Source organism: Arthrobacter sp. TJ-265 (assembly GCF_058269135.1).
Genome location: NZ_JBZCND010000001.1, coordinates 391,549 through 404,330, shown reverse-complemented (window position 1 = coordinate 404,330; position 12,782 = coordinate 391,549). Strand labels below are relative to the sequence as shown.

Here is a 12,782-nt window from a genome sequence, read left to right as displayed (position 1 = left end):
CAGGGCAGCGCGTCCTCGCCTAGCCGGGCAGCGCGTCGTCGCCGACGATCGCGGCGTCGGCCCCCGGTGCTCCGCGCGGGGCGAGGTGCCCGGCGTTCCGCCGTGCGCGGGTGAGCCCGGCCCGCCCCGCGAGCTCGTCGCCGCCCGGGTAGGCGATCTCCTCCAGCACGAGCGGGTGCGGCGCAGCCAGGATGGACCGGGCGTCCTTCAGGCGGGCGGCCAGTCGCTCGGCCAGCCACACCGGGGGCATCTCCCCCGATCCGACGCGCAGGGTCGATCCGATCAGCGCGCGCACCATGTTGTGGCAGAACGCGTCCGCCTGGATGGTTGCCGTGATGACGCCGTCGTGGCCGCGCACGAACTCGTACCGCTGCAGCTCACGGATCGTCGTGGCGCCCTCGCGGGGTTTGCAGAACGCGGCGAAGTCCTGCATCCCCAGCAGGTGGGCGGATCCTTCGTTGAGGAGCGCGACGTCCAGCGGCGCGGGGTACCAGAGCGTGGTGTGGCGGCGCAGCGGGTCCTGCCCGCTCGCCACGTCCGCGATGGCGTAGCTGTAGCGGCGCCAGAGCGCCGAGAACCGTGCGTCGAATCCTTCGGGTGCCGGAGCGGCCGACCGGACGACGACGGCGGGTACCGAGTTCCTGACGGATCGGCCCCGCCCGGTGATCCCCTCGGTGAGCACGCGGTTGATCGTGCCGGTGAGGCGCCGCAGGAAGGCCTCGGACGGATTCATGTCCCGGCCACGGGGCATGGACTCCCACTCGGCCCGGGTGAGGTCCACATGGGCCACCTGACCCCGGGCGTGCACGCCGGCGTCGGTGCGCCCGCCCACCGTGAGGCGGGCCTGGCGGCGCAGGAGCGTGAAGAGGGCGTCCTCGAGCACCCCCTGGACGGTCGTGAGCCCCGGCTGCAGGGCCCAGCCGGAGAACAGGGCGCCGTCGTACGCGAGGTCGAGCCGGACACGCAAGAGCCCGCCGTCCCTCGGGGGGACGGCGGGCTCGAGCGGTGTCATGGCGTGCGTGAGGCGGGAAGAATTACTTCTTCTCGTCCTCCACGGTGCCGTCGACGACGACGACCTCGTCGGTGCCTTCCTCGGCATCGATCGTGGTCTCCTCGGCGGCAACCTCCTCGGCGGACTCAGCCGATTCGGCAGACTCAGCCGAATCCACCGAATCAGCGGACTCGGGCGAATCCACGGAATCCACCGAATCGACGGACTCGGGCGAATCCACGGAGTCAGCCGACTCGGCGGACTCCGGCGCCTCAACGGGCGCCGCCGCGGCGGGAGCCTTGGCCTGCTCGGCCTCGGCGACGACGGACTGCTTCGCGGACATGGGCTCCAGCACGAGTTCGATGACTGCCATGGGAGCGTTGTCGCCCTTGCGGTTGCCGATCTTCGTGATGCGGGTGTAGCCGCCTTCGCGGTTGGCGACAGCAGGTGCGATGTCCGTGAACAGCTCGTGGACGATGCTCTTGCTGCTGATGACACCGAGGACACGGCGACGCGACGCGAGGTCGCCCTTCTTCGCGAACGTGATGAGACGCTCGGCGTAGGGGCGGAGGCGCTTGGCCTTGGTCACCGTGGTGGTGATCCGCTTGTGCTCGAACAGTGAGGCGGCCAGGTTGGCGAGCATCAGGCGTTCGTGCGCCGGACCGCCTCCGAGGCGTGGGCCCTTTGTAGGTGTGGGCATGATTCTTTCTCCTCATTAGGGGTGTCCGTCCCGTCACCCAGGAGGGCGATGGGACGGACAGATAGCGTTTTAGACCTCTTCGTCGCCGAAGGGGGCGTCGTCCTCTTCGATGGCTGCGGCGCGGGCGGCGAGGTCGAACCCTGGAGGGGAATCCTTCAGGGACAGACCGAGCTCCACGAGCTTCGCCTTGACCTCGTCGATGGACTTCGCGCCGAAGTTGCGGATGTCCATGAGATCGGCCTCGGAGCGCGCAACGAGTTCACCCACGGAGTGGATGCCCTCGCGCTTGAGGCAGTTGTACGAGCGGACCGTCAGTTCGAGATCCTCGATCGGCAGCGCCATGTCCGCAGCAAGCGCTGCGTCCGTCGGCGACGGGCCGATCTCGATACCCTCGGCGGCGGTGTTCAGCTCGCGGGCGAGACCGAACAGCTCCACCAGGGTGGTGCCGGCGGAAGCGACGGCGTCGCGCGGGGCGATGGCGTCCTTCGTCTCGACGTCGACGATCAGCTTATCGAAGTCGGTGCGCTGCTCCACACGGGTGGCTTCCACACGGAAGGTGACCTTGAGGACCGGCGAGTAGATGGAGTCGACCGGGATGCGGCCGATCTCCGAGTCGCCGGACTTGTTCTGCGACGCGGAGACGTAGCCGCGTCCACGCTCGATGGTCAGTTCGAGCTCGAACTTGCCCTTCGAGTTGAGGGTCGCGATGTGCAGGTCCGGGTTGTGGAACTCGACGCCGGCCGGGGGCGCGATATCGGCGGCGGTGACGACGCCGGGTCCCTGCTTGCGCAGGTAGGCGACGACGGGCTCGTCGTGCTCAGAGGAGACGGCGAGGTTCTTGATGTTCAGGATGATCTCGGTGACGTCCTCCTTCACCCCGGGAACCGTGGTGAATTCGTGCAGGACGCCGTCGATCCGGATGCTGGTGACGGCGGCACCGGGGATCGAGGACAGGAGCGTGCGGCGGAGCGAGTTGCCGAGGGTGTAGCCGAAGCCGGGCTCGAGCGGCTCGATGACGAACCGCGAACGGTTGTCGGCGACTACTTCTTCAGTCAGGGTGGGACGCTGTGCAATAAGCACTTACATTTCCTTTCGGGAAGCATCCGCTATATGACGCTTCCAAATGGGCGGGACTGCTGGTCGACCGGCTCAATAGCAGCTGGAACGGCACCGAACCGCCCTGCCGGAACCTGGGTTCCTGCAAGGCGGCACGGTGACCGGGAAGCTGGTTAGACGCGGCGGCGCTTGGGCGGACGGCAGCCGTTGTGCGCGCTCGGGGTGACGTCCGAGATGGAGCCGACCTCGAGGCCGGTGGCCTGCAGCGAGCGGATCGCGGTCTCGCGGCCCGATCCGGGGCCCTTCACGAAGACGTCGACCTTCTTGACGCCGTGCTCCTGCGCACGCTTCGCAGCCGCCTCGGCGGCCATCTGCGCCGCGAACGGCGTCGACTTGCGCGAGCCCTTGAACCCGACCTCACCGGCGGAGGCCCAGGAGATGACTGCTCCACTGGGGTCCGTGATGGAGACGATCGTGTTGTTGAAGGTGCTCTTGATGTGCGCCTGGCCGAGGGTGATGTTCTTCTTGTCCTTGCGACGCGGCTTACGCACCGCTCCACGAGTCTTGGGGGGCATTACTTCTCCTACGAAGGTATTGGGTAGAGCATTGATCGACTGATCGGAAGTTCTCCGGTGATTTGGACAATCACCGAGCGGATGGGCCCCTGATGGCGGGGTTCCCTGGCCGGGCGAGCGCTAGCGAGTCCGGTCAGGGTTCCATTAGGGACTAGCGTCCGACCTTCTTCTTGCCTGCGACCGTACGCTTCGGACCCTTGCGGGTACGGGCGTTCGTCTTCGTACGCTGTCCACGTACGGGAAGGCCGCGGCGGTGCCGGATGCCTTCGTAGCTGCCGATCTCGACCTTGCGGCGGATATCGGCTGCAACCTCGCGTCGGAGGTCACCCTCGACCTTGAAGTTGCCTTCGATGTAGTCACGGAGCTGGACCAGCTCGATGTCGGAGAGGTCCTTGACGCGCGTGTTCGGGGAGATCCCCGTGTCGACGATCGTCTTCTCTGCACGGGTCTTGCCCACGCCGTAGATATAGGTGAGCGCAATGACTACCCGCTTTTCGCGGGGGATGTCTACGCCAGCGAGACGTGCCATAGTGGCGGTTCTCCTTTGGTGTTACCGGAGGTATGGAGCAGAACGTCCCCGGAACCGATGTTCCGGTCCCCGGCCTCCGAGCCGGGGGTGTGCACCCCGTAGGGGGTGCTGTTCTGCCGTTGAATGTACTTCTACGCGCGGGGAAGAGCCTCGGGAGAGGTTCTTAGCCCTGGCGCTGCTTGTGGCGCGGGTTCTCGCAGATGACGAGAACGTTGCCCTTGCGGCGAACCACCTGGCACTTCTCGCAGATCCGCTTCACGCTCGGGTTGACCTTCATGGTTTTCCTTCGAGTTGATTCTTATTTGTAGCGGTAGACAATACGGCCCCGGGTGAGGTCGTACGGGCTGAGTTCCACTACGACCCGGTCCTCAGGAAGGATTCGAATGTAGTGCTGGCGCATCTTTCCCGAGATGTGGGCGAGAACAATGTGACCGTTGGCCAACTCAACGCGGAACATCGCGTTGGGCAGTGCCTCGTTCACAGTGCCTTCAATCTCAATGACACCGTCTTTCTTGGCCATATCCTCCGCTAACGTCTGTGCCCACCACTTGCGTGACGGGCGGGTTCAGGGTTTTGATTGTCTGACCCCGCGGGAGCCGGGGCTCCGCTGACGGGCAGGTCTCCATGGCCCATTGGGCATGAAAAGCAGAGACAACCAACAGACAACGATACGCTACCGCCCGGCGATAGTTAAATCGCCAGGTGACCGCAGCGGAACGGCGAAGGCCCCGCACGGGTGTGCGGGACCTTCGGTGTTCGTGCTGTCGTCTATGTGGGGGCCGCGGTCATCCGGCGAGGGGCGCCGGCGTCACACCGAGCGGCTCGAGCCGGGACGCTCCCCCGTCGGGTGCCGAGAGGACCCAGATGCCGCCGTCGTGGACGGCCACACTGTGCTCCCACTGGGATGCGCGCTTGCCGTCCGTCGTGACGACCGTCCAGTCGTCGTCCAGTACGGCGGTCTCGAGGCCGCCCTGCACGAGCATCGGCTCGATCGCCAGGCACAGCCCGGGCCGGACCTTCGGGCCCCGGTTGGCGCTGCGGAAGTTGAGGACGTCGGGCGCCTGGTGCATCTGCGTGCCGATACCGTGTCCCACGTAGTCCTCGAGGATCCCGAGTGCCGGGCCGGGGACGGACGACACGTAGTCGTCGATCGCGGCGCCGATGTCTCCGACGAACCGCGCGGTCGCCAGGGCGGCGATGCCATGCCACATCGCCTCCTCCGTCACCTCGGAGAGGCGTACATCCTCCGGGCGGGGTGTGCCCACGATGACGGTGCGCGCGGAGTCCGAGTGCCAGCCGCGGACGACGGCGCCGCCGTCGATCGAGAGGATGTCCCCGTCCTGCAGGGTGTAGTTCCCGGGGATCCCGTGGACCACCTCCGCGTTGACCGAGGTGCAGATGCTCGCCGGGAAGCCGTGATAGCCGAGGAAGTTCGAGGTCGCGCCCTCCTCGCGGAGGACCTCCTCGAACACGGTGTTCAGCTGGGCGGTCGTGACCCCCGCGGCGGCGGCGTCGACCGCACGGTCGAGGGCCTTCGCCAGCACCAGTCCGGCGTCACGCATCACGAGCATCTGCTCGGTGGTCTTGTACTCGATCTTGGGCTGGCGGAACATGGGGACGTCCTAGCGTGCGACTTTGAGGGCGGTCATGACGCGGTCGGTGACCTCGTCGATGGTCCCGATGCCGTCCACCCGGGTGACGATCCCGCGCTCGTCGTACCGGGACACGACCGGCGCGGTCTGGTCGTGGTACAGGCCGAGGCGGTGCCGGATGACCTGCTCGTTGTCGTCCGACCGGCCGTCCAGCTCGGCCCGGCCGAGGAGGCGCCTGACGAGCTCCTCGTCGTCGGCGGTGAGCTGGAGCACCACGTCGAGCGCGAGCTCGTTCTCGCGGAGGATGTCGTCCAATTCCGCGACCTGCGAGGCAGTGCGCGGGTAGCCGTCGAGGAGGAAGCCCTCCTGGACGTCGTCGGCGGCGAGCCGGTCGCGCACCATGCGGTTCGTGACGCTGTCGGGAACGAAGTCGCCGGCGTCCATGAACGTCTTCGCCTCGACCCCGAGCGGGGTCTCCCGCTTGACGTTGTCACGGAAGATGTCGCCCGTCGAGATGGCCACCACCCCGAGGCGCTCGGAGATCCGCGCGGCCTGGGTTCCCTTACCGGACCCGGGGGGACCGATGATCAGCATTCTCGTCAACGCAACAACCCTTCGTAGTGACGCTGCTGGAGCTGAGCGTCGATCTGCTTCACCGTCTCGAGGCCCACACCCACCATGATCAGGATCGAGGTGCCGCCGAACGGGAAGTTCTGGTTGGCGCCGATGGCCACGAGGGCGATCAGCGGGATCAGTGCCACGAGCCCGAGGTAGATGGCGCCCGGGAGCGTGATGCGCGAGAGCACGTACTGCAGGTACTCCGCCGTCGGGCGTCCCGCACGGATGCCCGGGATGAAGCCGCCGTACTTCTTCATGTTCTCGGACACCTCGTCCGGGTTGAAGGTGATCGCGACGTAGAAGTAGGTGAAGAAGACGATCAGCAGGAAGTACATCGCCATGTACAGCGGGTGGTCGCCGCTGGTCAGGTAGGTGGAGATCCAGTTGACCCACCCGGCCGGCGCGCTGCCGTCCTGGGGGGTGTTGAACTGCGCGATCAGGCTGGGCAGGTACAGCATCGAGGACGCGAAGATCACGGGGATGACGCCGGCCATGTTGACCTTGATCGGGATGTAGGTGCTGCTGCCGCCGAGGGTGCGGCGCCCGACCATGCGCTTGGCGTACTGGACCGGGATGCGGCGCTGCGACTGCTCCACGAAGATCACGAGGGCGACGACGACGACGCCCATCAGCAGGACGAAGGTGAAGACCATGGCGCCCTGGGTGCGGAAGATCTCGCCCAGCGAGGTGGGGAAACCGGCGGCGATCGCGGTGAAGATGAGCAGCGACATGCCGTTGCCGACGCCCCGCTCGGTGATGAGCTCGCCCATCCACATGATGAGGCCGGTTCCCGCGGTCAGCGTGAGGATGAGCAGCAGGATGGTGACCAGCGAGTCGTCCGGGATGATGGGCACCGGGCAGTTGCCGAGCAGTGCGCCCGAACGGGCGAGCGAGACGAGGGTGGTCGCGTTGAGGAGCCCCAGGGCGATCGTCAGGTAGCGCGTGTACTGGGTCAGCTGTGACTGGCCCTGCGCGCCTTCCTGGTGCAGCTCCTGGAAGCGGGGGATGACCACGCGGAGGAGCTGCGTGATGATGCTCGCGGTGATGTACGGCATGATGCCCAGGGCGAAGATCGAGACCTGGAGCAGCGCCCCGCCGCTAAAGAGGTTCACGAACTGGTACAGACCACCCTCGGTGTTGCCGAGGGCCAGGCACTCCTGGACGTTGCCGTAGTCGACGCCCGGGGCGGGGATGAACGCCCCGAGGCGGAAGATGGTGATGATTCCCAGCGTGAACAACAGCTTGCGCCGCAAGTCTGGCGTCCGGAATGCCCGGCCAATAGCGCTTAGCAAGCGTCCTCCTGAAGGTCTGTTGGTCCTGGCGCGGACCGTACACAACAACCGAGTCTAACGGTTGGTCATGGCTGCGGGACTTCCCGCGGGTGGTGGGTGGCGTAAGCCGAAAAAAGACTCCTGGTGGGCTGATCCAGCCCTACCCACCAGAAGTCTAGTTCCTTGATGCGGTAGATCACAGCCGACCCTCCCCCGGCGGCGCGGTGGAGGGTCGGCAGAGGACCTACAGTTCGGTGACGGTGCCGCCTGCTGCGACGATCTTCTCTGCAGCGGATGCGGAGAAGGCGTCGGCCGACACGTTCACGGCCACCGTGATGTCGCCGGTCCCCAGCACCTTGACGGGCTGGTTCTTGCGGACGGCGCCGTTCGCCACCAGGCTCTCCACCGTGACGTCGCCGCCATCGGGGTAGAGCTCGGAGAGCTTGTCCAGGTTCACGACCTGGAACTCGACGCGGAACGGGTTCTTGAAACCGCGCAGCTTGGGAAGACGCATGTGCAGCGGCAGCTGGCCGCCGGCAAATCCTGCCTTCACCTGGTAGCGCGCTGCGGTTCCCTTGGTACCACGGCCTGCGGTCTTACCCTTCGAGCCCTCACCACGGCCGACACGGGTCTTCGCCGTCTTGGCTCCGGGTGCGGGACGCAGGTGGTGGACCTTCAGGGCGTGGACGCGCTCTGCTTTTGCCTCGGTCGCGGCCGGAGCCGCGATGTTCTTGTCTGCCATTAGTTGGCCTCCTCAACCTTCAAGAGGTGCGGAACCGTGTTGATCATGCCGACGGTGACGGCATCGGCTTCACGGACCACGGTGTGGCCGATCCGCTTCAGGCCGAGCGACCGCAGCGTGTCGCGCTGGTTCTGCTTGCCGCCGATGGCGGACTTGATCTGGGTGATCGAGAGCTTCGCCGAGCTCACGGGCACCTTCTTCGGGGTGATCGCGGTCATCACGCACCTGCCTTCTGAGCTGCGATTGCGCGCAGCATCTGGTGGGATGCGACCTCGTCGAGGGGCAGGCCACGGCGTGCCGCGACGGCCTGGGGCTCCTCGAGGCGCTTCAGCGCGTCAACGGTCGCGTGAACGATGTTGATGGCGTTCGCGGAACCGAGCGACTTGGAGAGGACGTCGTGGATGCCGACGCACTCCAGGACCGCACGCACCGGACCACCGGCGATGACGCCGGTACCCGGGGAGGCGGGACGGAGGAGGACGACGCCTGCGGCTGCCTCACCCTGCACCAGGTGCGGGACGGTGCCACCGATGCGCGGAACGCGGAACATCGTCTTCTTGGCTTCCTCGACGGCCTTCTGGATGGCCGAAGGGACTTCCTTCGCCTTCCCGTAGCCGACGCCGACCATGCCGTTGCCGTCGCCGACCACCACGAGGGCGGTGAAGCTGAAGCGGCGGCCGCCCTTGACGACCTTGGCGACACGGTTGATGGTGACGACGCGTTCGATGAACTTGTCCTTGTCGTCGTTGCGGCCGCCGTCGCGACCGTCACGGCCACCTCGGCCGCCACGTTCGCCACCGCGGGCGTTGCCGCCACGCTCGCCGCCGCGGGCGTTGCCGCGCGCATTGCGGTTGGCGTCAGCCGACGCGGTCTCCGTTGCACCTGCGGCTGAAGTCGCTTCGGCCGCGGGCTGCTCTGTAGCCGTATTCAATGGGGCTTCCTTTGCGTTGTTCTCCTCGGTCACAGTGCCAGCCCACCTTCACGTGCGCCGTCTGCGATGGCTGCAACGCGACCGTGGTACTTGTTGCCACCGCGGTCGAAGACGACTGCCTCGACGCCGACGGCCATGGCACGCTCGGCCACGAGTTCGCCGACGCGCTTGGCCTTCGCGGTCTTGTCACCGTCGAATGCACGGAGGTCCGCTTCGAGGGTGGACGCCGATGCGACGGTCACGCCCCTGGTGTCGTCGACGACCTGCACGAATACGTGGCGGGCCGAACGGTTGACGACCAGGCGGGGGCGGACAGCCGTGCCCGAGACGCGCTTGCGTACACGGAGGTGGCGGCGTCCGCGGGAGGCGGCCTTGCTCTTCGAGCTGCGCTTCTTGTTGATGCTCAGACCCATGGTTACTTACCAGCCTTTCCGACCTTGCGGCGGATGATCTCGCCTGCGTAGCGGATGCCCTTGCCCTTGTACGGGTCAGGCTTGCGCAGCTTGCGGATGGTTGCAGCGACCTCGCCGACCTGCTGCTTGTTGATGCCTGCGACCGAGAGCTTGGTGGGGCTGTCGACGGTGAGCGTGATGCCCTCGGGAGCCTTGACGGCGACCGGGTGGCTGTAGCCCAGAGCGAACTCCAGGTCGCTGCCCTTGGCCTGGACACGGTAACCCGTGCCCACGATCTCGAGGTTCTTCTTGTAGCCCTCGGTGACTCCGACGATCATGTTGGAGACGAGGGTGCGGGTCAGGCCGTGCAGCGAACGCGATTCGCGCTCGTCGTTGGGGCGGCCGACCGTGAGCGTGCCCTCGGAGAGGGAGACCTCGATGGGGCTGGGAACCGTGTGGCTCAGCTCGCCCTTCGGGCCCTTGACGGAGACCTCTTGACCGCTGACATTGACCTCGACACCAGCGGGAACGGTGATGGGGAGACGTCCAATACGTGACATGTTTCTTTCCCTTTCCCGTTACCAGACGTAGGCGAGGACTTCCCCACCTACACCCTTCTTGGATGCCTGGCGGTCCGTGAGCAGACCGGAGGACGTGGACAGGATGGCGATACCGAGGCCGCCGAGCACGTGGGGCAGGTTCGTGGACTTCGCGTACACGCGCAGGCCCGGCTTGGAGATACGGCGGATGCCGGCGATCGAACGCTGGCGGTCCGGGCCGAACTTGAGGTCGATGGTCAGCTTCTTGCCGACCTCCGCTTCCTCTTCCTTCCAGCCGGCGATGTAGCCCTCGGCCTTCAGGATGTCCGCAACGCGGGCCTTCAACTTGCTGTACGGCATGGACACGGAATCGTGGTAAGCCGAGTTGGCGTTGCGCAGACGCGTGAGCATGTCTGCGACAGGATCTGTCATTGTCATGTGGGCTCTTGCCCTTCCTCGAAACGGTTTCCGGCTTCCGGTCGGCACACGAAGTGACGGCCGGAACGGACCTGCAACGTAGTTAGATTAATCTTCGGATTTGAACGGGAAGCCAAGCGCCTTGAGGAGCGCGCGGCCCTCGGCGTCGGTCTTGGCGGTGGTGACGACGGTGATGTCCATACCGCGGACACGGTCGATCCGGTCCTGGTCGATCTCGTGGAACATGGACTGCTCCGTGAGGCCGAAGGTGTAGTTGCCGTTGCCGTCGAACTGCTTGCCGTTGAGGCCGCGGAAGTCGCGGATACGGGGCAGGGCGAGGGAGACCAGGCGGTCCGTGAATTCCCACATGCGGTCGCCACGCAGGGTGGCGTGGGCGCCGATGGGCATTCCCTCGCGGAGTTTGAACTGCGCGATGGACTTGCGGGCCTTGGTGACCTGGGGCTTCTGGCCCGTGATCGCGGTGAGGTCCTTGACGGCTCCGTCGATCAGCTTGGAGTCCTTGGCGGCGTCACCGACACCCATGTTCACGACGACCTTCACCAGGCGCGGGACCTGGTTGACGTTGGCGTAGCTGAACTGCTCCTGCAGGGCGCCCTTGATCTCGGACGCGTAGCGCGCCTTGAGGCGGGGAAGAACCTTGGCTTCTGTGGTTTCGACAGTCATTACAGATCCTTCCCTGATGACTTGGCGACACGGATGCGGACCACGCGCTCGCGGCCGTCGCGCTCGACGGTCTCGGTGCGGTATCCGACGCGGGTCGGCTTCTTGGTCTCGGGATCGACGACGGCCACGTTGCTGATGTGCACGGGTGCCTCGACGACTTCGATGCCACCGGTCGTGGTGCCGCGCTGCGACTGCCCGACCTTGGTGTGCTTGGTGATCCGGTTGATGCCTTCCACGAGGACGCGGTTGGACTCGGGGAACACCTTGAGGACCTTGCCCTGCTTGCCGCGGTCTCCGCCGCGTTCCTGCTTGCCCCCGGTGATGACCTGGACGAGGTCACCCTTCTTGATCTTGAGCTTTGTCTTCTGTGCCATGGACTACAGCACCTCCGGCGCCAGCGAGATGATCTTCATGAAACGCTTGTCGCGGAGCTCGCGACCGACAGGGCCGAAGATACGGGTGCCGCGAGGGTCGCCGTCGTTCTTCAGGATCACTGCTGCGTTCTCATCGAACTTGATGTAGGAACCGTCCGCGCGGCGGCGTTCCTTCTTGGTACGGACGATGACCGCCTTGACGACGTCGCCCTTCTTGACGTTGCCGCCGGGGATCGCGTCCTTGACGGTGGCGACGATGACGTCGCCGATGCCTGCGTAGCGGCGCCCGGATCCTCCGAGAACGCGGATGGTCAAGATTTCCTTGGCCCCCGTGTTGTCGGCGATCTTTAGCCGCGATTCCTGCTGAATCACTGATTACTCCTGTCGTCGCGCCGGTTCTCTCATCGAGCCTTGCGGAACGGATATGGGTGGGCCCCGTAATACTGGTACTCGCCGTGTGCGCGCCCGGGGCGCGCGGCCATGCCAAATCTTCGACATGGTGGATCGTGGCGAACAAGATTATCGGGCTTTTGCCTATTTGCCCGGTGTGAAGGCAACCCCCGGAGGAAATCCCGTGAGGAGACCTTGTGAGGGCATGCGCCAGCCCACCAGACAGACAAGATTCCCATGGTATCGCGAAGATGCCCCGGACGCGAAATCGCGTCCGGGGCATCCGGGGCGGGTCCGGTGGTGCCGGACCCTGTGCAGTGCTGGTGTTACTTGGCCTTCTCGATGATCTCCACCAGGCGCCACCGCTTGGTGGCGGACAGCGGGCGGGTCTCGCTGATCAGGACCATGTCGCCGATGCCGGCGCTGTTCTGCTCGTCGTGCGCCTTGACCTTGGAGCTGCGGCGAAGCACCTTGCCGTACAGGGCGTGCTTCACGCGGTCCTCGACCTCGACGACGATCGTCTTTTCCATCTTGTCGGAGACGACGTAGCCACGGCGTACCTTGCGGTAGCCGCGCGAGTTGGCGTCGTGGACGGCCTTCTCGGTTCCTACGGTCGTTTCGCTCTGCTGCTCACTCATTTGGCGTCCTCCTCAGAAGCCTCGGTGTCCGCGGAAGGTGCGTCCTTCGCGGAGGCCTTCTTGGCTTTCTTGGGCTTGTCCGCCTTCGCGGGCTTCGCTTCCTCGACGGGAGCGACGACCTCGGGACGGAGACCCAGTTCACGCTCACGCAGCACCGTGTAGATGCGTGCGATGTCGCGCTTGACCGAACGAAGGCGACCGTGGCTTTCGAGCTGGCCGGTGGCCGACTGGAAACGGAGGTTGAACAGCTCCTCCTTGGCCTTGCGCAGTTCTTCCACCAGACGGTCCTTATCGAAGCCGTCCAGCTGGTCTGTTGCCAGTTCCTTTGAACCCAGAGCCATAA

21 protein-coding genes are annotated in these 12,782 nt (G+C 65.8%); all 21 read right to left on the bottom strand.

Annotated elements, in window-relative coordinates:
• Positions 1-19: 19 nt before the first annotated feature.
• Entirely contained in the window at positions 20-1,012 is a 993-nt protein-coding gene (locus tag AC4D2E_RS01960; protein WP_490951498.1) for a tRNA pseudouridine synthase A, read from the bottom strand.
• 22 nt (positions 1,013-1,034) lie between these two features.
• Positions 1,035-1,691, bottom strand: a complete 657-nt coding sequence (gene rplQ / locus AC4D2E_RS01955; RefSeq protein WP_104166353.1) for a 50S ribosomal protein L17 — start codon at positions 1,689-1,691, stop codon at positions 1,035-1,037.
• 69 nt (positions 1,692-1,760) lie between these two features.
• A complete protein-coding gene (locus tag AC4D2E_RS01950; protein ID WP_043440664.1) occupies positions 1,761-2,771 on the bottom strand; it encodes a DNA-directed RNA polymerase subunit alpha in 1,011 nt (336 codons plus the stop codon).
• Positions 2,772-2,920: 149 nt separating this feature from the next.
• Positions 2,921-3,322: a 30S ribosomal protein S11 gene (gene rpsK / locus AC4D2E_RS01945; protein WP_043440662.1), complete on the bottom strand. Its 402-nt coding sequence runs from the start codon at positions 3,320-3,322 to the stop codon at positions 2,921-2,923.
• A 151-nt stretch (positions 3,323-3,473) separates the two neighbouring features.
• Positions 3,474-3,851 (bottom strand): 30S ribosomal protein S13, encoded by a 378-nt coding sequence (gene rpsM, locus AC4D2E_RS01940; protein ID WP_104166355.1) that lies wholly within the window; start codon positions 3,849-3,851, stop codon positions 3,474-3,476.
• A gap of 163 nt (positions 3,852-4,014) precedes the next feature.
• Positions 4,015-4,128 carry a 50S ribosomal protein L36 gene (gene rpmJ, locus AC4D2E_RS01935; protein ID WP_043440658.1) on the bottom strand — a complete coding sequence of 38 codons (114 nt, stop codon included), beginning with the start codon at positions 4,126-4,128 and terminating at the stop codon, positions 4,015-4,017.
• Positions 4,129-4,149: 21 nt separating this feature from the next.
• The gene (gene infA, locus AC4D2E_RS01930; protein ID WP_019481515.1) at positions 4,150-4,371 is read right to left on the bottom strand and encodes a translation initiation factor IF-1; all 222 of its coding nucleotides are present in this window, start codon (positions 4,369-4,371) and stop codon (positions 4,150-4,152) included.
• A gap of 265 nt (positions 4,372-4,636) precedes the next feature.
• Complete coding sequence (gene map, locus AC4D2E_RS01925) at positions 4,637-5,464, bottom strand: type I methionyl aminopeptidase (RefSeq protein ID WP_490951497.1); 828 nt, start codon at positions 5,462-5,464, stop codon at positions 4,637-4,639.
• A gap of 9 nt (positions 5,465-5,473) precedes the next feature.
• Complete coding sequence (locus AC4D2E_RS01920; protein ID WP_104166359.1) at positions 5,474-6,037, bottom strand: adenylate kinase; 564 nt, start codon at positions 6,035-6,037, stop codon at positions 5,474-5,476.
• A gap of 5 nt (positions 6,038-6,042) precedes the next feature.
• Complete coding sequence (gene secY, locus AC4D2E_RS01915; RefSeq protein ID WP_104166361.1) at positions 6,043-7,353, bottom strand: preprotein translocase subunit SecY; 1,311 nt, start codon at positions 7,351-7,353, stop codon at positions 6,043-6,045.
• 223 nt (positions 7,354-7,576) lie between these two features.
• Positions 7,577-8,074, bottom strand: coding sequence for a 50S ribosomal protein L15 (rplO, locus tag AC4D2E_RS01910; RefSeq protein WP_104166363.1), 498 nt, complete (start codon positions 8,072-8,074; stop codon positions 7,577-7,579).
• On the bottom strand, positions 8,074-8,292 hold the full coding sequence (rpmD, locus tag AC4D2E_RS01905; RefSeq protein ID WP_104166365.1) for a 50S ribosomal protein L30: 219 nt from the start codon (positions 8,290-8,292) through the stop codon (positions 8,074-8,076). The genes rplO and rpmD overlap by 1 nt, the downstream gene beginning before the upstream one ends.
• Positions 8,292-9,038, bottom strand: coding sequence for a 30S ribosomal protein S5 (rpsE, locus tag AC4D2E_RS01900; RefSeq protein WP_104166367.1), 747 nt, complete (start codon positions 9,036-9,038; stop codon positions 8,292-8,294). Before rpsE ends, rpmD begins: the two co-directional genes overlap by 1 nt.
• Positions 9,035-9,418 (bottom strand): 50S ribosomal protein L18, encoded by a 384-nt coding sequence (gene rplR, locus AC4D2E_RS01895; RefSeq protein ID WP_104166369.1) that lies wholly within the window; start codon positions 9,416-9,418, stop codon positions 9,035-9,037. Before rplR ends, rpsE begins: the two co-directional genes overlap by 4 nt.
• Positions 9,419-9,420: 2 nt before the next feature.
• Positions 9,421-9,957, bottom strand: coding sequence for a 50S ribosomal protein L6 (rplF, locus tag AC4D2E_RS01890; RefSeq protein ID WP_104166371.1), 537 nt, complete (start codon positions 9,955-9,957; stop codon positions 9,421-9,423).
• 18 nt (positions 9,958-9,975) lie between these two features.
• Positions 9,976-10,374 carry a 30S ribosomal protein S8 gene (gene rpsH, locus AC4D2E_RS01885; protein ID WP_043440638.1) on the bottom strand — a complete coding sequence of 133 codons (399 nt, stop codon included), beginning with the start codon at positions 10,372-10,374 and terminating at the stop codon, positions 9,976-9,978.
• Between the two features lie 87 nt (positions 10,375-10,461).
• Positions 10,462-11,037, bottom strand: coding sequence for a 50S ribosomal protein L5 (gene rplE, locus AC4D2E_RS01880; protein WP_104166373.1), 576 nt, complete (start codon positions 11,035-11,037; stop codon positions 10,462-10,464).
• Positions 11,037-11,411 (bottom strand): 50S ribosomal protein L24, encoded by a 375-nt coding sequence (gene rplX / locus AC4D2E_RS01875; RefSeq protein WP_104166375.1) that lies wholly within the window; start codon positions 11,409-11,411, stop codon positions 11,037-11,039. The genes rplE and rplX overlap by 1 nt, the downstream gene beginning before the upstream one ends.
• A 3-nt stretch (positions 11,412-11,414) precedes the next feature.
• Positions 11,415-11,783, bottom strand: a complete 369-nt coding sequence (rplN, locus tag AC4D2E_RS01870; protein WP_026549116.1) for a 50S ribosomal protein L14 — start codon at positions 11,781-11,783, stop codon at positions 11,415-11,417.
• A 344-nt stretch (positions 11,784-12,127) separates the two neighbouring features.
• Positions 12,128-12,439, bottom strand: coding sequence for a 30S ribosomal protein S17 (gene rpsQ, locus AC4D2E_RS01865; protein WP_459277630.1), 312 nt, complete (start codon positions 12,437-12,439; stop codon positions 12,128-12,130).
• Positions 12,436-12,780, bottom strand: coding sequence for a 50S ribosomal protein L29 (gene rpmC, locus AC4D2E_RS01860; protein ID WP_043440628.1), 345 nt, complete (start codon positions 12,778-12,780; stop codon positions 12,436-12,438). Before rpmC ends, rpsQ begins: the two co-directional genes overlap by 4 nt.
• Positions 12,781-12,782: the final 2 nt, after the last annotated feature.

Coding starts and splice junctions, on each gene's coding strand:
- AC4D2E_RS01960 (WP_490951498.1), bottom strand. CDS start 1,012: ATGACACCGCTCGAGCCCGCCGTCCCCCCGAGGGACGGCGGGCTCTTG.
- rplQ (WP_104166353.1), bottom strand. CDS start 1,691: ATGCCCACACCTACAAAGGGCCCACGCCTCGGAGGCGGTCCGGCGCAC.
- rpsK (WP_043440662.1), bottom strand. CDS start 3,322: ATGCCCCCCAAGACTCGTGGAGCGGTGCGTAAGCCGCGTCGCAAGGAC.
- rpsM (WP_104166355.1), bottom strand. CDS start 3,851: ATGGCACGTCTCGCTGGCGTAGACATCCCCCGCGAAAAGCGGGTAGTC.
- rpmJ (WP_043440658.1), bottom strand. CDS start 4,128: ATGAAGGTCAACCCGAGCGTGAAGCGGATCTGCGAGAAGTGCCAGGTG.
- infA (WP_019481515.1), bottom strand. CDS start 4,371: ATGGCCAAGAAAGACGGTGTCATTGAGATTGAAGGCACTGTGAACGAG.
- map (WP_490951497.1), bottom strand. CDS start 5,464: ATGTTCCGCCAGCCCAAGATCGAGTACAAGACCACCGAGCAGATGCTC.
- AC4D2E_RS01920 (WP_104166359.1), bottom strand. CDS start 6,037: ATGCTGATCATCGGTCCCCCCGGGTCCGGTAAGGGAACCCAGGCCGCG.
- rplO (WP_104166363.1), bottom strand. CDS start 8,074: ATGGCAGACAAGAACATCGCGGCTCCGGCCGCGACCGAGGCAAAAGCA.
- rpmD (WP_104166365.1), bottom strand. CDS start 8,292: ATGACCGCGATCACCCCGAAGAAGGTGCCCGTGAGCTCGGCGAAGCTC.
- rplR (WP_104166369.1), bottom strand. CDS start 9,418: ATGGGTCTGAGCATCAACAAGAAGCGCAGCTCGAAGAGCAAGGCCGCC.
- rplF (WP_104166371.1), bottom strand. CDS start 9,957: ATGTCACGTATTGGACGTCTCCCCATCACCGTTCCCGCTGGTGTCGAG.
- rpsH (WP_043440638.1), bottom strand. CDS start 10,374: ATGACAATGACAGATCCTGTCGCAGACATGCTCACGCGTCTGCGCAAC.
- rplE (WP_104166373.1), bottom strand. CDS start 11,037: ATGACTGTCGAAACCACAGAAGCCAAGGTTCTTCCCCGCCTCAAGGCG.
- rplX (WP_104166375.1), bottom strand. CDS start 11,411: ATGGCACAGAAGACAAAGCTCAAGATCAAGAAGGGTGACCTCGTCCAG.
- rpsQ (WP_459277630.1), bottom strand. CDS start 12,439: ATGAGTGAGCAGCAGAGCGAAACGACCGTAGGAACCGAGAAGGCCGTC.
- rpmC (WP_043440628.1), bottom strand. CDS start 12,780: ATGGCTCTGGGTTCAAAGGAACTGGCAACAGACCAGCTGGACGGCTTC.